Source organism: Kosakonia sp. H7A, from assembly GCF_003028445.1.
Lineage (GTDB): Bacteria > Pseudomonadota > Gammaproteobacteria > Enterobacterales > Enterobacteriaceae > Kosakonia > Kosakonia radicincitans.
In genome coordinates this window covers 179,527-198,616 of record NZ_PYTZ01000008.1, presented here as the reverse complement: position 1 = coordinate 198,616, position 19,090 = coordinate 179,527, and the positions used below count along the sequence as shown (strand labels likewise).

Annotated in this window: 19 protein-coding genes; 5 read left to right on the top strand and 14 right to left on the bottom strand. The window is 53.0% G+C overall.

Annotation, left to right across the window (positions count from 1 at the left end; all coding sequences use genetic code 11):
• Nucleotides 1-4: 4 nt before the first annotated feature.
• The 13 genes from CWM66_RS22495 to flgB all read right to left on the bottom strand — a co-directional run bounded on the left by CWM66_RS22495 (nt 5) and on the right by flgB (nt 12,546).
• Complete coding sequence (locus CWM66_RS22495) at nt 5-733, bottom strand: RNA polymerase sigma factor FliA (protein ID WP_007370633.1); 729 nt, start codon at nt 731-733, stop codon at nt 5-7.
• A 127-nt stretch (nt 734-860) separates the two neighbouring features.
• On the bottom strand, nt 861-2,522 hold the full coding sequence (locus CWM66_RS22490; RefSeq protein ID WP_071921255.1) for a methyl-accepting chemotaxis protein: 1,662 nt from the start codon (nt 2,520-2,522) through the stop codon (nt 861-863).
• 111 nt (nt 2,523-2,633) lie between these two features.
• Nucleotides 2,634-3,560 carry a flagellar hook-associated protein FlgL gene (gene flgL, locus CWM66_RS22485; RefSeq protein WP_227136478.1) on the bottom strand — a complete coding sequence of 309 codons (927 nt, stop codon included), beginning with the start codon at nt 3,558-3,560 and terminating at the stop codon, nt 2,634-2,636.
• Nucleotides 3,561-3,608: 48 nt separating this feature from the next.
• A complete protein-coding gene (flgK, locus tag CWM66_RS22480; RefSeq protein ID WP_007370630.1) occupies nt 3,609-5,249 on the bottom strand; it encodes a flagellar hook-associated protein FlgK in 1,641 nt (546 codons plus the stop codon).
• 100 nt (nt 5,250-5,349) lie between these two features.
• Nucleotides 5,350-6,315, bottom strand: a complete 966-nt coding sequence (flgJ, locus tag CWM66_RS22475) for a flagellar assembly peptidoglycan hydrolase FlgJ (RefSeq protein WP_107147316.1) — start codon at nt 6,313-6,315, stop codon at nt 5,350-5,352.
• Complete coding sequence (locus CWM66_RS22470; protein WP_007370628.1) at nt 6,315-7,424, bottom strand: flagellar basal body P-ring protein FlgI; 1,110 nt, start codon at nt 7,422-7,424, stop codon at nt 6,315-6,317. The genes flgJ and CWM66_RS22470 overlap by 1 nt, the downstream gene beginning before the upstream one ends.
• Before the next feature lie 3 nt (nt 7,425-7,427).
• Nucleotides 7,428-8,141, bottom strand: a complete 714-nt coding sequence (locus CWM66_RS22465) for a flagellar basal body L-ring protein FlgH (protein ID WP_035942100.1) — start codon at nt 8,139-8,141, stop codon at nt 7,428-7,430.
• 48 nt (nt 8,142-8,189) lie between these two features.
• Nucleotides 8,190-8,972 carry a flagellar basal-body rod protein FlgG gene (flgG, locus tag CWM66_RS22460; RefSeq protein WP_007370626.1) on the bottom strand — a complete coding sequence of 261 codons (783 nt, stop codon included), beginning with the start codon at nt 8,970-8,972 and terminating at the stop codon, nt 8,190-8,192.
• Nucleotides 8,973-8,992: 20 nt separating this feature from the next.
• A complete protein-coding gene (locus tag CWM66_RS22455) occupies nt 8,993-9,739 on the bottom strand; it encodes a flagellar basal body rod protein FlgF (protein ID WP_107147315.1) in 747 nt (248 codons plus the stop codon).
• A 12-nt stretch (nt 9,740-9,751) separates the two neighbouring features.
• A complete protein-coding gene (gene flgE / locus CWM66_RS22450) occupies nt 9,752-10,954 on the bottom strand; it encodes a flagellar hook protein FlgE (RefSeq protein WP_107147314.1) in 1,203 nt (400 codons plus the stop codon).
• Between the two features lie 46 nt (nt 10,955-11,000).
• Nucleotides 11,001-11,711 (bottom strand): flagellar hook assembly protein FlgD, encoded by a 711-nt coding sequence (locus tag CWM66_RS22445; RefSeq protein ID WP_007370623.1) that lies wholly within the window; start codon nt 11,709-11,711, stop codon nt 11,001-11,003.
• Nucleotides 11,712-11,719: 8 nt separating this feature from the next.
• Complete coding sequence (gene flgC, locus CWM66_RS22440; RefSeq protein WP_007370622.1) at nt 11,720-12,124, bottom strand: flagellar basal body rod protein FlgC; 405 nt, start codon at nt 12,122-12,124, stop codon at nt 11,720-11,722.
• Between the two features lie 8 nt (nt 12,125-12,132).
• Nucleotides 12,133-12,546 carry a flagellar basal body rod protein FlgB gene (flgB, locus tag CWM66_RS22435; RefSeq protein ID WP_035888263.1) on the bottom strand — a complete coding sequence of 138 codons (414 nt, stop codon included), beginning with the start codon at nt 12,544-12,546 and terminating at the stop codon, nt 12,133-12,135.
• Nucleotides 12,547-12,821: 275 nt separating this feature from the next.
• On the opposite strand from flgB, the gene flgA reads away from it, so the two are divergent.
• The 3 genes from flgA (at nt 12,822) to CWM66_RS22420 (ending at nt 14,342) form a co-directional block, all read left to right on the top strand.
• On the top strand, nt 12,822-13,514 hold the full coding sequence (gene flgA, locus CWM66_RS22430) for a flagellar basal body P-ring formation chaperone FlgA (RefSeq protein ID WP_233218419.1): 693 nt from the start codon (nt 12,822-12,824) through the stop codon (nt 13,512-13,514).
• A gap of 71 nt (nt 13,515-13,585) precedes the next feature.
• Complete coding sequence (gene flgM / locus CWM66_RS22425; RefSeq protein ID WP_007370618.1) at nt 13,586-13,882, top strand: flagellar biosynthesis anti-sigma factor FlgM; 297 nt, start codon at nt 13,586-13,588, stop codon at nt 13,880-13,882.
• Between the two features lie 19 nt (nt 13,883-13,901).
• Nucleotides 13,902-14,342 (top strand): flagella synthesis protein FlgN, encoded by a 441-nt coding sequence (locus tag CWM66_RS22420; protein ID WP_072439194.1) that lies wholly within the window; start codon nt 13,902-13,904, stop codon nt 14,340-14,342.
• 819 nt (nt 14,343-15,161) lie between these two features.
• On the opposite strand, the gene CWM66_RS22415 is transcribed toward CWM66_RS22420, so the two are convergent.
• Nucleotides 15,162-16,811, bottom strand: coding sequence for an SgrR family transcriptional regulator (locus CWM66_RS22415; RefSeq protein WP_107147312.1), 1,650 nt, complete (start codon nt 16,809-16,811; stop codon nt 15,162-15,164).
• 471 nt (nt 16,812-17,282) lie between these two features.
• Between CWM66_RS22415 and CWM66_RS22410 the strand changes: the two genes are divergently transcribed.
• Both CWM66_RS22410 and CWM66_RS22405 read left to right on the top strand, forming a co-directional pair.
• On the top strand, nt 17,283-17,834 hold the full coding sequence (locus tag CWM66_RS22410) for a peroxiredoxin (RefSeq protein WP_007370614.1): 552 nt from the start codon (nt 17,283-17,285) through the stop codon (nt 17,832-17,834).
• A 34-nt stretch (nt 17,835-17,868) separates the two neighbouring features.
• Nucleotides 17,869-19,089, top strand: a complete 1,221-nt coding sequence (locus CWM66_RS22405; protein WP_072439190.1) for a protein-disulfide reductase DsbD — start codon at nt 17,869-17,871, stop codon at nt 19,087-19,089.
• The last annotated feature ends 1 nt before the right edge of the window (nt 19,090 follow it).

Sequence of the window (19,090 nt, the reverse complement as noted above, 5' to 3'; positions counted from 1 at the left end):
CTTATTATTCCCACCCGCGATCTTCCAGGCGGGCCCGTAATCGTTTAATTGTTTGGCTATGCAGCTGGCTCACGCGTGTTTCCGTAATGCCCAGCAGCACGCCAACCTCTTTCATATTCAAATCTTGTTGATAATAAAGATTCAGCAGCATCTGCTCTCTTTCCGGCAACGCTTTGATCTCATTGCTGACTTGCTTTGTCAGATCGCCTAACAGCGCATCATGCAACGGGTCTAAGTGATCCTGTTCCATCTCTTCCAGTTCAAGACCATCTGCCAGCAGCTCCTGGAGCTCATCCAGCGAGCAGAGCATGCTGGTATTCGTATCTGCCAGCGTCTGCTGATACTCCTGCAGCGACATTCCCATTTCCGCTGCAACATCCGCTTCCGAAGCAACACCGCCGGTGCTCTGTTCCACCCGCATAATCGCGGCAGAGACTTCGCGGGATTTACGGCGAACGCGGCGAGGAACCCAGTCATGTTCGCGTAATTCATCCATAAATGCCCAGCGAAGGCGTTGTGCAATATAAACGCTCATCTTGACCCCTTTAGTCGGGTCAAACTGTTCTACTGCATCCAGAAGCGCAATGGCGCCTGCCTGAATTAAATCGTCAATATCAACGCTTGATGATAATTTGGATTGTAATTTCAGTGCTTCGTAGCGGACTAAATAACCATATTTAGGCCATAGTTGTTCTTTCTGAATTGTGCCGTCAGAGCGATAAATCCCATTCACTATAACCATTCCCGAAGTGCTATTAATATATTTAAATTATTATTAATAATCGCCAAATCAAATAGCCCGATAAGCGAACGGAAAGTGAAACATACTCCTTATTTACGTCATGGCGGCACGACAGAAATTAAAAGGTTTCCCATTCACCTTCTGTTTTTGGCGCAGGTGAGAATTCCCGAATAACCGGAGAATTAACCACGCGGGGAACTTCAACCTTATTTCGCTCACGGGCTACAGCCGAAACATGGTGCTCATTCACCGTAAACTCCGCGACAATCTGATCGAGATTACGGGCATGCTGTTCGACATTCGTGGCCGTGCCAGCCGCCTGCTCAACCATCGTGGCGTTCTGCTGCGTGACGAGGTCCATTTCGTTGACCGCCTGGGCAATCTGGTTGATGCCGGTGCTTTGCTCTTCAGAAGCAGAAGCGATTTCCGCCATAATATCAGTCACCTGGATAACAGACTTCACGATCTCCTGCATCGATGTACCGGCCAGTTGCACTTCCTGCGAGCCGGTATTCATATTCGCCACGCAGGTGTTGATCAGCTGACGGATCTCTTTAGCAGCATCGGCGCTGCGTTTTGCCAGGTTACGCACTTCGCCTGCGACCACGGCAAAGCCACGCCCCTGTTCCCCGGCGCGGGCCGCTTCCACTGCCGCGTTAAGCGCCAGGATGTTGGTCTGGTTAGCAATGCTGTCAATAACGCTGTTGATGTCGGCAATTTGACGGGAGTTAACCGTAATTTCTTCCATGATGCGCTCAAGATTGCCCATCACTTCACCACCACTTTGCGCGCTGCTGCTGGCGCTTTCCGCCAGTTGTTTCGCGCTGTGGGCGTTGTCGGCGTTCTGACGCACGGTGATTTTCAGCTCTTCCATGCTGGCTGCGGTTTGTTGCAGCGCGGAAGCCTGCTCTTCGGTACGTGAAGAGAGATCGTTGTTGCTGTTGGCGATTTCTTGCGCATTACCATAAATATGCTTCACGCCGTTACGAATGCCATAGACCGTATCGGTCAGCGACAGACGCATCTTTTCGACTTCAATCAGCATCTCGCCAATTTCGTTTTTTGCACCAATATCAATCGCTTCGCTCAGGTTGCCGGTAGCAATCAACTGGAAAGACTGTTTCACCTGCTCCAGACGTCGGAACAGCGTTCGCTTAAGCCACTGACGGGAAAGGAAGGCGCACAGCAGGGCCACAACCAGTGCCACGGCAGTGAAAATAATCATTTTCTGAATGTGCCCGTGCGAAGTTTCACCATACTGTTTGAGCAGGCGATTTGCGTACTCTACGTATTGAGAAACACGATCCTGCAAGGCAATACGCTGTTTGGATTCTGCCAGCAGGTTACCGTGATAGTTGCCTGGATTGGTGATAAATTCCTTTTTATTCAATGTGGTAGAAATTACCGCTTCAAAACTCTGCTGAATGTCATGGCCGATTTTTTTCTCGGTTTCATCATCGAAAGGCGAGGTGGCGAAGGTATTCACCTTTTTTTGTGCGTCAGCCAGCGTGGCACTGATCTCCGCAATATCGTCTTGTTTTATTTCCTGTTGCAGCATGACGGCCAGCATCATGGCATTCACGCGGGAAACGCTACTGTTTACGCTAATTAATGCATCATTAAGCGTATCAATTTTTTTATTCGCTACGACAGTTGCATCGAAATTATCTGCCGCAGTCAGCGCATTACTCATTCCATAAGATGAAACAAAAATAATACAGACAACAATAACACCGAGAACAATACTGATCCCGGTTGAAATTTTTAACTCTTTAAACATAGAGAGACCTTTGAAGTAAAGGAGCGCCACAAAATATCTTTTAACGATATTTTTTCCGTGTGGTTTTAATTTCGCTCCTGCCGATAAACAATAAAAAAAATATCGCGAGGGTTAACCAACGATGTTGAAGATATTCAGTTGTTGCATCGACTGAAAAACCGTCATCGATGAATTCAGCGCGAACTCAGACATTTTTGACTGTGACAGCAGAGTGATCATCGAATCCCAGTCGGAACCTAGCGTCTCTTGCAGATGACTTTGGGTATCAATCCCCAGCGCATCCGCGCTGAAACCGAGCGTTTCCAGTTGCTGTAAGTTGGTGCCGACGACGGCGCGCACTTTACCGAGGTTATCGATGTTGCTCTTGATGCTGCGGTTGGTGCTGTCCAGCGTATCCTGCAACGCCTGACGATCGGCATCGTTGGTCACCGGTTGTTGTAATGCTGAGATAGCCGCATCCAGCGAGGCAAACAGATCATCCGCCGTACCGCTCATAAAGACATCGCTGCCAGTGTGACCGACCTGCATTTCGGTGCTGTCAGAAACCACTTGCGTCATCGCCGTATCACCGCCAACGTAAGTGCCATCATCCTGGAAAGGCGCAGAACCGGTTTTGTAGCCGCCGAAGATATAGCGGCCATCGCTGTTTTTGGTGTTCGCCAGATCCAGTAAGTTGTCGCGGATCCCCTGCAATTCCGTCGCCAGCGCCTGACGATCTTCATCAGAATAGGCGCCATTACCCGCGGCGACGATTTTTTCACTCAGATCTTCAGACAGCAGATTGGCAATCGAACCGAGAGTGTTATCTTCCTGGCCCAGCGCGTCCTGCGCGTAAGTGCGCGCCATATCGAACTGGCTCATTCTCGACAGCGCGCTTTGCAGCGTTACCGCCTGTGAAGCGCCGGTCGGATCGTCAGACGGCGTCAGCAGCGTTTGTCCGGCAGACAAGCGGCTGGAGAGATCGTTATAACCGGTCATCGCCTTCGACAGGCTGTCAATCCGGCTCTGAAACATAAACTGTGTGCTAAGACGCATCATTTATCCCTGTAGAGTGGATAGCGTGGGCCAGCCTGGCTGGCCGCAGGCTTAACGGATACTTAAAATGGTGTCGAAAATGGTGGTCGCCGTTTGTAATACCTGCGCATTCGCCTGGTAGTACTGAGAGAACATCTGCATATTGACGTACTCTTCATTCATATCGACGCCGGAGACCGACTGCTGCTGCAGCGACCACTGGTCGTAGACTTTGGCGGAGGTGGTAATGTCCCCCTTCAGCGCGCTCACCGATGAACCGACGGAACTGACCAGGCTGGCATACGCACCTGACAGCGTCATCTTGCCTACCACTTCCTCATCTTTAATGCCGATTAACGCGAGGATGTTTTCGTTGTTGCTCTCCTCTGTCGGATCCGCAGAAGAAGAGGCCGCAATTTCATCGCCATCGGTAATGGCAACGGCGATGCGATCGGCTGCGCCATCGGTCGGGTTAAGCGTAAAGCTGTCGCCCGGTTGCGGCGTACCGCCAGGCATAATGGAAATGCCCTCGAATTCCAGTTCGCCATTGCCGCCGATGGTCGGCGTGATGGTGCGCCCGTCGCGGGTGGTTACCGTCCAGTCGGTGCTGCCCGGCCCGTTATAGACCAGCTGATAATCTTGTGATTTCACTGCCGTGATATCGGTAAAAGAGACATCCAGCGAGCCGCTGCCCGCATTGTCGGTATTGCCAACCGCCTGCGGGTTGCCAATGGAGAAAATATCGCCGCCAGCGTTGCCGTTCAGATCGTAACCGTTACCGTTCACTTCGTTGAACTTGTTTGCCATTTGCAGCGCCAGCTGGTTCAGTTGATCGCGCGCGGAAACCAGATCTTCATTACGGAATTTAAACAGCCCGCCCAGCTTGCCGGAGGTCGCATTTTCATCCAGCGCCAGCGCATTGCCGGAGGCATCGACATAGGAAACCACCGTCTGCGCCGGGTTTTCTGCGGAAGTGCTGGCCTGCAACTGGTACGACTTACCGCCGCTGACCAGCGCCATACCATTACCCATCGAGACATCAACCGTGCCGGTCTCTTTATTCTCGCTGACCTTAATGCCGATATTCTGACTCAGCTGATTTAATAGCTGGTCGCGCTGATCGAGTAAATCGGATGGCATACCACCGGTCTGCCCGTGAATCTTCTCAATCTGCTGATTCAGTTCGGCAAGTTGTTTGGTACAGGCATTAATATCCGTCACGGTCTGATCAATTTGTGTATTCGTACTTTTCTCAAGACCGTTTAATGTTGAGCTGTTTGAACGATATTGGTTAGCAATGGCATTAAATTGCGCCAGTACGCCCTGCCGAGCCGCAGGATCAACCGGATCTTTACTCACGGCTTCCATGGCTTCAAACAGTCCATCCATGCTGGTTGAAATATTATTGGTACTGTCGCCCAACATATTATCAATTTGGCTAACTTGCTCGTAACGACCCGTTAATGACATATATTGAGTGGCTGCGCCGCGTACCTGATTGCTAATAAAACCATCATAGGCACGCTGCACGTCGCCTGTTTTTACGCCGTAGCCGAAGAAGCCGTAATTTGTGGATTTACCACCCGCTTCTCCCAGAATAATATTCTGTCGGCTATAGCCTGATGTCGTCGCATTGGTCAGGTTATTACCGACGACATTCAATGCGTTTTGAGCAGCACTCAGCCCACTTTGGGCAAGATTGAATAAATTCATAAATTATCGACCATGATCGGAAGAGGAGATCCATTATCTCCGGTAAAAATACGCTCTATATATTTAATCGGCCCGGTAAGAATTCACTAAAGCCCGGAGCTTAAAATAATGAAGAAAAATCTGACGACCACGCATCCACCGCCTGATTCACATGCTGTCTGACCTGCTGAACAATATTAATCAGTTTTTTCGCATACGCCGGATCGGTCGCATAACCTGCGGATTGCAGTGCTTTTGCGGCTATTTCCGGTGAATCTGAATTAACAACATTTCTATAACGAGGATTACTACTTATTAACGATGTATAATCAGCCAGCGCGTCAGCATAAGAATCATAAACTTTAAATTTCGCTTTTACTTTTTGCGCGACGCCATTCTCATATTCTGTGGTGGTAATTTCCGTGGTTTCCCCCTCCCAGTGACTTGTCGCTTTGACACCAAACAGGTTATGGCTGGGTTTGCCGTCATTGGTCATAATTTCCCGGCGTCCCCAGCCCGATTCCAGCGCGGCCTGCGCAATAATCAACTGATGCGGGATCCCGCTCATACGCGCCACTTTCATCGCTGGTGCCATCAGGCGTGAAATGAACCCTTCCCCGGAAATGGCCGCCGTTTTAGGCTGTGCCTCTGGTTCCGGTTCTGGCGTATTTTCCACGTCGGCGTTCACCGCTGGCGCTGCGGAATGCAGCGGCGCGACAAGCATTTGCGCCGGGCTGATACTCAGCGGCACTTCCTGCGTTGTCGTCACGCTGCCCGCACTCGCGGCTTTACCGGTCATCTGCTGGATCATCAGATCCGCAAAGCCCATTCGCCCTTTATCAGCGATGTTCTGCGCCACCTGTTGATCGTACATCGAGGTGAACATCTCAGACTGCTGGGTGTTGAACAGGCCATCTTTGAACGAGGCCTGGCGCATGCTTTTCAGCATCATCTGCACAAACAGACCTTCCATCTGTTTTGCCGCCGCTTTAAGCCCGTCTGGCGAGTCATCCCTGACTGCCAGTTTCAGCTTAGCAAGCGAACGCGCATCAAATGCCGCCCCCTGCGAGACGCTGGCGCTATTCATTAGTTGATCTCCAGACGCGCCCGCAAGCAGCCTGCGGCTTTCATCGATTGCAGAATCGCCATCAAGTCGTTCGGCGTCGCGCCCAGGCTGTTCAGCGCTCTGACCACACTGTTCAGATCGGTGCTGGTGTTCACCCGTTGCAGGGAGCCATTTTGCTCGCGCACCGACAACTGCGTATTCGGCGTCACCACGGTTTGTCCGCCCGCCAGCGGCGTGTTCGGCTGGTTGACCTGGTTGGTTCGGTTCACTTCGACCGCCAGATCGCCCTGCGCAACGGCACAGGAATCCAGCGCCACGCGACCGTTGATCACCACCGAACCGGTACGAGAGTTGATAATGATCCGCGCATCGCCTGCATCAACACGCAGCGGAATATCCTGCACTTCGGCAAGAAAACGCACGCGTGATGCGCTGTCTAACGGCGCACGCAGGCTCACAGTACGGGAATCCTGCGCGCTGGCGCTGCCAGGGTAGCGTCGGTTGATGGCGTCGCTGATCTGCTGCGCGACGGTAAAATCTTCATTATTCAGTTGCAGCATCAACGTATTCTGCCCGGCAAAACCTGACGGGACGCTACGCTCTACCGTCGCACCGCCGCTGATGCGGGCACCGTTAAGCTGATTGACCTGCACCCGGCTGCCGCCTGCCTGCGCACCCGCACCGGAAACCAGCAGGTTCCCCTGCGCCAGCGCATAAATCTGGCTGTCGGCCCCTTTCAGCGGCGTCATCAGCAGCGTGCCGCCGCGCAGGCTTTTCGAGTTACCCATCGAGGAAACCACCACGTCAATTTTCGCGCCTGGCTGGGCAAAAGGCGGTAACTCGGCAGTCACCATCACCGCCGCCACGTTTTTCAACTGCATGTTGACGCCTGCGGGCACCGTAATGCCCAGTTGCGACAGCATGTTGTTCAGGCTTTGCGTGGTGAAAGGCGTTTGCATGGTCTGGTCGCCGGTACCGTCCAGCCCAACCACCAGGCCGTAGCCCATCAGAGAGTTACTGCGAACGCCTTCTACCGTCGTCAGATCGCGGATACGTTCTGCGCTGGCTGTTGCCGGTAACAGCAGGCAAAGCAGCGCCATAAAGCAGGTTAAAAAAGCAGTTTTCATCATCAATTACATCGGAGAAAGGTTAAGGAACAGCCGCTGCAACCAGCCCATTTGTTGTGCTTCGTTGATGTAGCCATTGCCCACATATTCAATGCGCGCATCCGCCACCTGGGTGGAAACAACCGTATTGCTGCCGCTGATGGTGCGTGGGTTCACGATGCCGGAAAAACGTATAAATTCAGTCCCCTGGTTGATGGCGATCTGTTTTTCGCCCACCACAGCCAGGTTGCCGTTTTCCAGCACCTGTTTCACCGTGACGGTGATGGTGCCGCTGAAGGTATTTTTTGCCGCCGCGCCGCCTTTACCGGCAAAATCGTTGCTGCCGCTGAACGAGGCGTCCGCCTTCCCGCGGCCAACCAGCCCGGACATAAAACCAGGAACAGCCGTAATGCCCACATCCGTCGAGCCATCACGCGAGGCATTGGCGGAAGAGCTCTTGCTGGCACTGACATTTTCTTGCAGCACGATGGTCAGCGTGTCGCCGATGTTCCGTGGACGGCGGTCTTCAAACAGCGGTTGATACCCATAGTTCATCGCCTGCCCCGACTGGAAAATCGATCCATTGACCGCGGCCGCCGCAACGGGTGCGGGCGCCGCGCTGGTTGCGCCATCCACCAGCGGCTTTTGCGGGATATACGCGCAGCCAGCGATCACAAACGGCAGAATAAGGGTCGTTGCCAGACGACGGAGCACAGGCAGAGAGCAAAGGTGATAGGTCATCTCAGTCACTAAAGGAAAAGCAGCCGCGAGTGAACCCGCGGCTAAAGATCAAAGTTGAGTCAGGCGTTGCAGCATCTGGTCAGAGGTGGAAACCGCTTTACTGTTGATTTCATAAGCGCGCTGGGTCTGGATCATGTTGACCAGCTCTTCCGCTACGTTAACGTTGGAGGTTTCCACGTAGCCCTGTTTCAGGGTGCCAGCACCGTTCAGACCGGGGGTTGATTCATTCGGTGCGCCGGAAGATTGCGTCTCGCGGTATAAGTTTTCGCCAATGCTTTCCAGGCCGGAATCATTGATAAATGACGACAGCGTCAGTTGCCCAACCTGCTGCGGCGCAGTCTGCCCGGCGACCGTGACGCTGACCGTGCCATCGCTGCCGATAGTCAGGCTTTGCGCTTCCTGCGGAATGGTGATGGCAGGCTGCACCTGATAGCCGCTGGAGGTCACCAGTTGCCCATTCTGATCGAACTGGAACGAGCCATCGCGGGTGTAGGCCGTGGTACCGTCCGGCAGCAGCACCTGGAAGAAACCGCCGCCTTCAATCGCCACGTCTTTGGTGTTATTGGTCTGCGTCAGGCTACCCTGGCTGTGAATACGCTCGGTCGCCACCGGACGAACCCCGGTCCCTAACTGCAAGCCAGAAGGAATAGTGGTCTGTTCGGAAGACTGCGCTCCCGGCTGGCGCAATGTCTGGTAAATCAAATCTTCAAACACAGCGCGCTGGCGTTTAAAGCCATTGGTGCTGACATTCGCCAGGTTGTTGGAAATTACATCCATATTGGTTTGCTGAGCTTCAAGGCCCGTTTTTGCAATCCACAGGGAACGGATCATTCTCTTTCTCCTCGCCAGGATTAACCGGCGCTCAGTAACTGGTTGGCGCTTTTTTCGTTGTCATCCACGGTGGTAATGACTTTCATGTTCATGTCAAAACCACGGGCCGTTGCGATCATCTCCACCATTGATTTCATCGGGCTGGCGTTGCTGCCTTCCAGCATGCCGGGCATCAATTTGAGATTCGCGTCGGCGGGAAGCGTCGCCGGGGTCGTCGGATCGGCAACGTGAAACAGACCGTCATCGCCGTTTTTCAGCAGCGCCGGAGAGGCATTCACCATCTTCAGCCGCCCAACCTGCGCCACCGCTGTCGGTTCATCGCCCGCACCAAGCGCGGTGATTGTGCCGTCCGGCGCAATGGTCAATTTGGCTTGCGGCGGCACGGTTACCGGGTCGCCATCGCCCATCAACGGCATACCGCGAACCCGCAACGTGCCTTCGGCATCCACTTCAATGTTGCCGTCTTTGGTATAGCCTTCGCTGCCATCCGGCAGTTGTACTGCCAGCCAGCCGTTCTGCGGCAGCGCAACATCCAGATCGCGCCCGGTCGGATTGATGGCACCCATCGTGTCATCGCTCCACGGCGTGGACGCCGCCACCATCGTGCGGGTTTCAACCGACGGGCCGTGCACCGGAATAGCGCGATAAGCCGCTATCTGAGCGCGAAAGCCGTTGGTTGAAGTGTTGGCCAGATTGTTTGCGGTTACCGCCTGGCGATTAAGCGCCGCATTCGCGGCACCCATCGCGGTATATATCGCGCGATCCATAAGACGTTACCCTTAGCCCAGGTTAACCAGCGTTTGCAGGATGTCAGACTGGGTTTTGATGGTCTGAGAGTTGGACTGATAGTTGCGCTGGTAGACGATCAAATTGACCATCTCCTGGCTCAGATCCACGTTGGAGGCTTCCAGCATGTTGCCGTTCAGCGAACCCAGGTTGCCCGTATCGGCGATACCGATTACCGGCTGGCCCGACTCCGGTGTTTCCGCCCAGCAGTTGTTGCCCTGAGAAGAGAGACCGCCCGGGTTGGTGAAGTTGGAGAGCACCACCTGGCCCAGCAACTGGCTCTTACCGTTGCTGTAGGTTGCAATGATCTGCCCGTTATCACCCACGTTGTAGCCGTTCATCATTCCCGGCGGGTAACCAGTGGTGCTTGGGCTGTCCATGGTGTTTTCGGAAGCCTGCTGGGTAAGACCAGAGAGATCGATGTCGAAGTTCAGCGCATCGCCGCCTTTATAGGCCGCGCCCTGCACGTTCAGATCCGCCGGGTTAGTTATCAGCTTGCCGGAGGTATCAAATTCCAGATCCACCTGGCCCGGCGTCGCGCCCGGAGCGGTAGAGTCAACGGAGTAAGCCGTCCACTTGTTATCGGCGGTTTTAACGTAATAGACGTTAATGGCATGCTCGTTGCCCAGGCTGTCGTAAGCGTTAACCTGGGTGGAGTAGGTGTAGCTGTCGCCATCTTCCGGATCGAACGGCGTGGTGGTTACAACGTCGTTGCCGGAGTCGAGGTTACCGCTGATCGATCCAGCATCAGAGGCGCGAGCCGGCATCTGGCCGGTCGGGATCTGAATCGGCCCAACCGGTGAACCCTGCTGAATTTCCGGCGGAGTACCAATGGCCATATAGCCCGTCAGACGCATGCCCTGGCTATTAACAACATAACCATTCTGGTCGGTTTCAAACTGACCGTTACGGCTGTAAAACACGTTGCCAGCTTCAGTGACCATGCGGAAGAAACCGTTGCCCTGGATACCCATATCCAGCTGGCTGCTGCCTGCGCCCAGTACGCCATCGCTGAAGTTCTGGTTTACACCGGCAACCTGAACGCCCATGCCGATCTGCGATCCGGCAAAAACGTCAGCAAACGCAATCGCGCCTGATTTAAACCCTACGGTTTGGGAGTTAGCAATGTTGTTACCGACAACATCGAGTGCCTGCGAAGCGGCATTCAGGCCACTAAGACCTTGAGAAAAACCCATTTGATAAATTCCCTGTACAGTGATTGCACAAAACTAGAGGTGAAAATTATTCGATGAGGAACACATCGCTCAGTGAGGCTGAACCATCGATACCCAATTGCAGTTCCGCACCGCTGGCGGTGAACGCAACGCTCTGAACTTTTGCAGGCTTCAGCGCTTCAACTTCAGGCGTATTTCCGTCGGCGTTCGTCGCGGAGAAAGAGACGGTGAAGGTGGTATCGCTCAGCGCGCGCGGATCGGCAGGCTGGAAATCGCCCAAATCGTCCAGCGTGTACTGATGAACACCCGCTTTCACGTCCTGCATGGTGGTGGTGTACGCATTACCGGCGGAGTCGGTCAGCGTGACGGTGATTTCATCTGCATCGCTGCCAAGGTTGAGACCCATTTTCTGGTTGCCGCCCTCGGCAGTAGAGACCACTGGATCGCCTTTGATCATGATGTCGCGCCCAACCCAGTCCGCTGAGTTCATCTGCTGCATACCGGCAACCAGCACGCCCATGCTGTCCATGGTGCTGTTAAGCTGTTCGACGCCTGCGGCGGTGTTGAACTGCGCCAACTGCGAGGTCAACTGGTTGTTGTCCATTGGCGATGTCGGATCCTGGTTCTGCATCTGCGCGACCAGCAACGTCATAAAGTTATCCAGCAACTCATTGGCGGTGGAGTTGGTGCTGACACCGCCAGAGCCCGACGACTCAGACGCCGCGCGAGTTTTCGCGGTCGTCGTGGTCTGGTTATTCATTACGGGTGAAACAGACATAACAATCCTTATTGGCCTAAAGTCAGCGTTTTCAGCATTAACGTTTTTGCCGAATTCATAACTTCAACGTTCGCCTGATAACTGCGGGAAGCCGAAATGGTATTCACCATTTCACCGACGACATCGACGTTCGGCATATGTACGTAACCTTTGTCATCCGCTAATGGATTCGCAGGTTCATACACCAGACGATCCGGATTATTAGACTCGGTAATACCGCTAACTTTTACGCCGCCAATATTCTGGCCGACAGCATTATCGACATTAAATACAACCTGTTTGGCGCGGTAAGGTTTACCATCCGGCCCGGCTATACTGTCGGCATTTGCCATATTACTGGCACTTACGTTAAGTCTTTTTGACTGAGCGGACATGGCTGAGCCAGAGATATTGAAAATACTAAACAGCGACATGAGAATGATTAGCCCTGATTAATGACACTCATCATATTTTTAATCTGAGTGCCGAGAATGGTTAAACTCGACTGATATTTCACATTATTATCAGCAAAATTAACGCGTTCACGATCCATATCCACCGTATTACCATCCGCGCTTGGCTGGTCAGGAATACGGTAGAGAAGTTGCCGATCGTCCATTTTCGGCGCGACGCCAGGAATATGTTTCCCGGACGTTAATGATAATGACAATGGGCCATTATGTTGTGTTTCCTGACGCATCGCATTTTTCAATTGCTTAGAGAAATCAATATCTCGCGCCTGATATCCTGGCGTATCGGCATTCGCAATATTAGAAGCCAGAATATCTTGCCGACGGGACATCAAACTTAATGCCTGCTGCTGGAAACGTAATTCATTATCAAGTTTGTCAAACATGAAACGACTCGCCCTCGTTCGGGAAATGATTCTGGGCATAGTCTAAGAGACAAGCAGATAATTCTAAACTTTAAAAACCCGTCAGAAGTAAGCGCATTTGGATACTTCAAAAAAAGAGGATGACAAAAAGATAACGTAGAGATAGCCGACAACATTAATAGCGGGAATTGCCAGCAAAAGTGTCAGCATTTTACTCAGCAATAAAAGACGTACTCCATTACAATCAAATAACTATATCCGACATTTTTTATATTATCACCAGGGCCGTGTTTGTTATGCCTATTTCGTTAAGTAAACTCTCATGCACTTTATTAATGTGCTGGGGGTTATCTCTGTCCCCGGCGCAGGCAGCGACCAGCGAACTGCAAAGCCGAATCGCCAGTCTGTTAGCTGCTAATAATGAAGGGCAAAACCAGCCGACGTTTCATATCGCCATTTTGACGCCCGAAGCGAGACTCGCAAAGCTATGTCCTGAGCCGGATTTGCGCCTTATCGGGAATCCGGCGCGACTGACCGGAAACCGCAGCGTGGCGGCCCGCTGCGGGAATAAGCAGCATTTTATTCAGATAAAGGTAAATGCCACCGGCAAATACTGGGTTGTTGCACGCCCACTCACCGCCGGCCAGGTCATCACCCCGCCGGATATTCGCCCGATGGAGGGTGAACTGGCCAACTTACCCGCTGGTCTGCTGTTCGACGCAGAAAAAATTATCGGCTCCACGCCTACACGAGCGCTGCATCCGGGGCAGCCGCTGGCGGCCAACCAGTTGCGCCATCGCTGGGCGGTACTGGCGACCCAGGAAGTGGATATCGTCGCGCCGGGCGAAGGCTTTATGATCCACGCCCGGGGGAAAGCGCTGAATAACGGCGGGCTGGACGATCGCGTCCGGGTACAGATGCGTAATGGGCAGATTTTGACTGCCGTTGTGATCGGCGACGAGAGGGTAAGTATGAACATGGACAATTGATTTCAGTTTTATTGCCTGCGTGCCGACTTATGTATTAAAGGCCCACGCAACGCATTAAAACCAGGAACAGTATGAACATAGAACGCACCCGGCAGGCGAAGCCTGTCCAGGCAACCAGCATGCAATCTCAATCTGAGATACGCGACAAAAACGCTCAGGCTTCTCAAGCGCGTAAAGACGCCGCCGGAGAATCCAGCACCCAGGTCAAACTCAGTCAACTGACCCAACAGTTCAAATCGGATACCAGCCGGGATATCGATACCGCACGCGTTGCCGGGATCAAGGCCAAAATGGATGCCGGTGAACTGACCCTCGACAGCGACAAAATCGCCAGCGCGCTGGTGCGCGACATCTTCAATTTCTCGTAATACAGAGTCTGATGTAACGATGGAAAATTTTACCGTTATTTTGCACAACATGGTGAAGCGGCTGGACGAACTGGACAGCACGCTCGCCGAAGAGAACCGCCAGCTAAGTCAGGCGCAAATCAATCCGGTCTCGCTCCAGGTGATCTCGGATAACAAGAGCCGGCTGTTAGCGGCGATCAACTTTTATGATGAACAGCGCCGTCAGGAAGAGACGCAGTTGCGGATAGCGCCTCCCTTTATGCGTCATCGCGAACCTGCCGCCCTGTGGGAGCGCATTACCCGCGTGGTGAAAAAGTGTAATGAGCAGAATCAGCAGAGCTATCAACTGCTGGAGATGCACATGAAACGGGTGAGCGACGTGAAGAAGCTGGTCAGCCAGGTGGCCTCTTCGCCAATGTACGGCGCAAGCGGCGGTAGCGGCCAGCAGGATGCAGGCACGATGTACCGCATCTCGGTGTGATGCGCTGTCTCTATAGATGGTACAAACAGCGGGAAAGTGTTTCCAGATGTTTCAACCGGTTTGATAACCTTACGACATCGGGTCGCATTAAAGCGCAAAACCGCTTTTTTTGATCCTTTTTTTCCGGTTAAAAATTCTGAGTCAGCATAATTGAGCAACATTAAATAAAAAGGCACGGTAAATAAGTGGATATTCTGTGCCTTTTATCGTTGTTTGCAGAGAGAAGTTGCTTAAAAATAATGTTTACGAGCAGCATAAAAATAGCGAAAATATCCCTGTCGCGAAAATTCTGATACCGCGCCCGCGTATTAGTTTAGTAGTAGTTGCGATTATCCATTCTTATCATGCGATATAAACCACTTCTTTCGACTTGCCACCATTAGGTGGCAATTTTTTTGCATATCAATAATTTATAAAATAAAAATAAAAACCACATTATAAATACAAGTAAATTGAGTGGTATTTATTTAATTTCAAAAGAAGGGAATGAATGACAGGACATATATAAAAAAACAAACACCAAAAGATGCCATTAAGGCACCCATTTGTTTGTCATAGAATATACTTATCAGAACGTGAAGATCGGTTAATTTAATAATTAACAGAACACGTAGCATGTATTTTATGTGCAGAATGTGTTGCCGTCCAGCCTGACTTATGGCAAAAAGAAACAATATAACTCATTGTTTTAAAACAATATAAAAGTAAAATTACACATTACAGCCGCAAAACAGTAGCGGAAAGTATCGCTGAGCAGCGATCTCCCGCCAAATAACCGAATTTAAAAACCACAAGACAGCAATTCAGTGAGATATAACACTAGCGCGACGCATCTGCGACAACACCTTCCTCTGTGTCAGGTTCGTCGGTCCACAGGCGAGTAAAATCCGGCCAGCACTGTGAGTAGCAGCGAATCCCCTGAATTGAAGTCGGCGCCATCAGCCGGTAGCGTTGCAGGAACTGGGGCACTATCAAACCACGGTGAATCATAAAACGCAGCAGGCGCTGAATGCGCTGCTGATACGCTGTCGCAGCCCCGGCATTGATCTTATCCAGCGTGCTGGTTGCGCGCTGCCACTGTTCCGTTCCCCAGAACCAGCGCCAAATCACGCTGTGACGAAAGCGCTCTTCCATTGAAAACTCCGGGTAGTGACCAAAGCGCATAAACGCGAAGCAGATATCCTGCTCTTCCCAGATATTATCCTGCAGCAGCCAGTGGGTGACGTTCACCGGCGTCACGTTGAGCCGACACCCGCGATAGCTCAGGCTCTTCTCCAGCGCACCGACCAGCTTCGTCATTTTCGGCGAACGAAAATAGATCAGATTAAGGGTGGCAGGGAGTGTCGTTTCGACGTAACTCTCCTCTTCTTCCCGCATCCACTCCGGCAGCGGGGCGGCATTCTTCTCATTCTTGATAAAGGCCGCGCTAATCGATCGCGTGAGAACGCGGATCGTCTTCTGCTGCTCCGGGCTCAACCGGGCACGCAGCATATTAAAGAAAAGATAGTAAAAGGCATCGGCGCTCTGCTTGCAGGTCACGGCGTCCGGCGTCAGCAGCGAGCGGGGAGTATCCAGATGTACTTCGAACGGCAGCGGCAGGCTGTTCAGCGGTGTATTGAACGTCACTTCCGCGGCCTGCGGTGTTTCGCCGTACCAGTTGGCGGCGCGCGAGAGAACCAGCCGGGTATTGGTGTGCTCACTGACGCGAAACGGCCCCAGCCCGATCGAGCCATTCTCAGGGTGTGGCAAAGCATAAACCGGGTTAGCCAGCCGCCAGGGCAGCATGATATCCGGCTGGCGCAGCGTCAGCGTTAATACATGACCGCGCAGCGTTGCCGACACCACATGCGGCAGACCCGGCCCGCCGACATAGCGTTGCAGTGCAGCCAGCAGTTGTTCCGGTGCAACCGGTTCGCCGTTATGCCACACCAGCCCGCGCCGCAGCATAAAACGCCAGCACAACCCATCGTCACTGACGCGTACCGTATGCGCCAGACCGGGAACCGGCTCGAGCTGTTCTGGCAGGTGGCGCATTAATCCATCGTGCACCATCTGCAAAACATGACGTCCTGCCCTGTCGACATGCACTGAAGGAACCGGCGTCAGCAGCGGGCGATAAAAAGAGATGACGTAACGGTAACCATCTTCAGAAGCCTGCGTTCCAACCGTCGCAGGGGCGTTTTTCGTCTCCGACGCCGGATACTCTCCGGCGATCAAGGTTTCCATCGCCGCCGTTGTCATCCGGCACTGCAAAACGCCCAGCGCGCCGCGTCCCGGCCGGGAACTCCAGGCAAGCCAGCCCTCTTCCTGCATCTCATTCAGTAGCGAGCGCGCATAACGTGACGTGCAGGCCAGGGTTTCAGCAATCTGCGCCAGTGATAATTCGTTAGGATAAGTGCTGTACTTATTAAGCAGACGGTTATATCGACGAAGCAAACCACTTTTTTTGGCGGCGGAATTAAAAATCATTGACTTTTACCATAATGACGCGACACAACCAGAGGGAATCAGTGCTTCTGAAAAGAAACAATTTTAATTATAGCCTATTTTTCACACATTAAGACTATTCTCAATTAAAGCAATGAATAATTGCCATGTTAATTATTCCTAATAGTTAACATAATGAATTAAAAGAATTTTTTAAAAATAACTTTTAGTGCAAGAAAAGGATTCCAACGCGAGCGAAACACCTTAACGAGCGGTATTACTGACAGCATAGCGTTTTTCTTTTTTGCCGGTTAATTGATTAGGAATTATCACATCATAAATTCCTTACTTATATTTAGCAGTCGTGAAATACACTCAATGAATAAATGAAACCAGGCTACAGCACAACAAGTGAGCAAGTGCGGAGAAAATTTTCTGCCCGGCGAAACTTTTCCCTCTGTAGCGGCGAACTGTCTATGAGCGTTAACGTTCTTCACCCTTATGGAGCGCAACATGACCCCGATAAAAAAACTCGTGCTTAGCCTTACTGCCGCTGCCCTGCTCAACATCGCCAATGCCCAGGCCGCCCTGCCCGCCGGAGCACAGGCACCGGATTTTCAACTGCAAGGTGCGCTGGCCGGGAAACCGCTGACCTTCTCCTTACAGCAGGCGCTGAAAAAAGGGCCGGTGGTACTCTACTTCTTCCCGGCGGCGTTTAGTAAAGGCTGTACCATTGAAGCGCATGCCTTTGCCGAAGCCACTGACGATTTCAAAAAGCTCGGCGCCACGGTGATTGGCGTCACCGCCGGGAATACCGATCAAGTGGATGAGTTCTCGAAGCTGGAGTGCCGCGATAAATTCACCGTCACCGCCGATCCGGGAGCCAAAGTGGCCGCCCGCTACGACACGCTGATGCAGATGAATGGCAAAACCCTTTCCGATCGCACCTCGTTTGTCATCGCCCCGGATGGCAAGATCCTGCTGAGCTACACTGACAGAAATCCGGAAACGCATATTCAGAAAACAATGGAAGCGGTGAAACAGTACGCCAGTGCGCATTCCTGATGCGCAGTAACCCTCCAACTTGCAGAGAATCGCTATGTTGACCGCTATGCTCGCCGCCTTCGCAGGCGGCATTATTCTCAACTTTATGCCCTGCGTCTTTCCGATTATCTCGCTGAAAGCGCTGGGCCTAATCCGTCACGTCGGGGGACCGGCGCAAACCCGTCAGGAAGGTTTCGGTTTTCTGCTCGGCACCGTGGTGACGATGATGATACTGGCCGGGGTTCTGCTTGCATTACGTGCGGGCGGCACAGCGGTCGGCTGGGGGTTTCAGCTCCAGTCGCCGCTGGTGATCGCCTTTCTGGCGCTGGTGATCCTCGGCGCGGCGCTCAATTTGCTCGGCGTGTTTGAGGTGGGCCTCAGCCTGCAACGCGCCGGAGAGATTGAGGTTGAACGCGGCGCATTTATCCGCGCGGCGCTGACCGGCGCACTGGCGATCATTGTCGCAACCCCTTGCGCTGCGCCGTTTATGGCGGGCGCGATTGGTTATGCGTTAGTGCAGCCGCCCGCCGTTGCGCTGGCGGTATTTTTCGCGCTGGCGCTCGGGTTTGCCGCGCCGTTCAGCCTGATTTCGCTGTTTCCGTCGCTCGGTAAATGGCTGCCGCGCCCCGGCGCATGGATGAATACGCTCAAACGCGGGCTGGCGTTTCCGATGTTCGGCGCTTTCGGCTGGCTGGTGTGGGTGCTGGCGCAGCAGGCGGGCACCACGGCGCTGGCGGCGATTCTTGCTGCATCGGTGGTGGTGAGTTTTGCCGCCTGGCTGTACGGTATGGCGCAACAACGCCGCTTTGCCGGACGCGGTCATAAAGTGTTGTTCGCGACTACCGCCGTGCTGCTGCTTGCCGCCATTGTGCCGCTACCGCCGGTGGTGAAAAGCGGTAGCACGCTGCCCGCAGCGCACATTGCCGAGGTGAAATGGTCACCGCAAACGGTGGCGGAGAATCGCGGGCATGGCAAAGCCATCTTTGTCAATTTCACCGCCTCGTGGTGCATCACCTGCCAGGTTAATGAGCGTACATCGCTCTCCACTCAGGCAGTGAAAACCGCGCTGGCGCAGACAGGTACACTCTATATGGTGGCCGACTCCACGAAATTTAACGCGGATATTGATGACGCGCTCAACGACCTGGGCCAGGGCAGCCTGCCGCTCTATGTGGTCTACCCGGCAGACGGCAGCGCGCCGAAGATCCTGCCGCAAGTGCTGACGCCCTCGATCGTGGTGAATGCGCTGAATCAGGCGAGCGGGAAAAAAACCTAAA

What these genes read in the sequence shown, in the direction of transcription:
- CWM66_RS22455 (WP_107147315.1), bottom strand. Translation starts at nt 9,739, where the DNA reads ATGGATCGCGCGATATATACCGCGATGGGTGCCGCGAATGCGGCGCTT.
- CWM66_RS22490 (WP_071921255.1), bottom strand. Translation starts at nt 2,522, where the DNA reads ATGTTTAAAGAGTTAAAAATTTCAACCGGGATCAGTATTGTTCTCGGT.
- CWM66_RS22410 (WP_007370614.1), top strand. Translation starts at nt 17,283, where the DNA reads ATGACCCCGATAAAAAAACTCGTGCTTAGCCTTACTGCCGCTGCCCTG.
- CWM66_RS22415 (WP_107147312.1), bottom strand. Translation starts at nt 16,811, where the DNA reads ATGATTTTTAATTCCGCCGCCAAAAAAAGTGGTTTGCTTCGTCGATAT.
- CWM66_RS22405 (WP_072439190.1), top strand. Translation starts at nt 17,869, where the DNA reads ATGTTGACCGCTATGCTCGCCGCCTTCGCAGGCGGCATTATTCTCAAC.
- flgB (WP_035888263.1), bottom strand. Translation starts at nt 12,546, where the DNA reads ATGTTTGACAAACTTGATAATGAATTACGTTTCCAGCAGCAGGCATTA.
- flgJ (WP_107147316.1), bottom strand. Translation starts at nt 6,315, where the DNA reads ATGAATAGCGCCAGCGTCTCGCAGGGGGCGGCATTTGATGCGCGTTCG.
- flgA (WP_233218419.1), top strand. Translation starts at nt 12,822, where the DNA reads ATGCCTATTTCGTTAAGTAAACTCTCATGCACTTTATTAATGTGCTGG.
- flgG (WP_007370626.1), bottom strand. Translation starts at nt 8,972, where the DNA reads ATGATCCGTTCCCTGTGGATTGCAAAAACGGGCCTTGAAGCTCAGCAA.
- flgC (WP_007370622.1), bottom strand. Translation starts at nt 12,124, where the DNA reads ATGTCGCTGTTTAGTATTTTCAATATCTCTGGCTCAGCCATGTCCGCT.
- CWM66_RS22465 (WP_035942100.1), bottom strand. Translation starts at nt 8,141, where the DNA reads ATGACCTATCACCTTTGCTCTCTGCCTGTGCTCCGTCGTCTGGCAACG.
- CWM66_RS22420 (WP_072439194.1), top strand. Translation starts at nt 13,902, where the DNA reads ATGGAAAATTTTACCGTTATTTTGCACAACATGGTGAAGCGGCTGGAC.
- flgE (WP_107147314.1), bottom strand. Translation starts at nt 10,954, where the DNA reads ATGGGTTTTTCTCAAGGTCTTAGTGGCCTGAATGCCGCTTCGCAGGCA.
- flgM (WP_007370618.1), top strand. Translation starts at nt 13,586, where the DNA reads ATGAACATAGAACGCACCCGGCAGGCGAAGCCTGTCCAGGCAACCAGC.
- CWM66_RS22470 (WP_007370628.1), bottom strand. Translation starts at nt 7,424, where the DNA reads ATGATGAAAACTGCTTTTTTAACCTGCTTTATGGCGCTGCTTTGCCTG.
- flgL (WP_227136478.1), bottom strand. Translation starts at nt 3,560, where the DNA reads ATGATGCGTCTTAGCACACAGTTTATGTTTCAGAGCCGGATTGACAGC.
- CWM66_RS22445 (WP_007370623.1), bottom strand. Translation starts at nt 11,711, where the DNA reads ATGTCTGTTTCACCCGTAATGAATAACCAGACCACGACGACCGCGAAA.
- flgK (WP_007370630.1), bottom strand. Translation starts at nt 5,249, where the DNA reads ATGAATTTATTCAATCTTGCCCAAAGTGGGCTGAGTGCTGCTCAAAAC.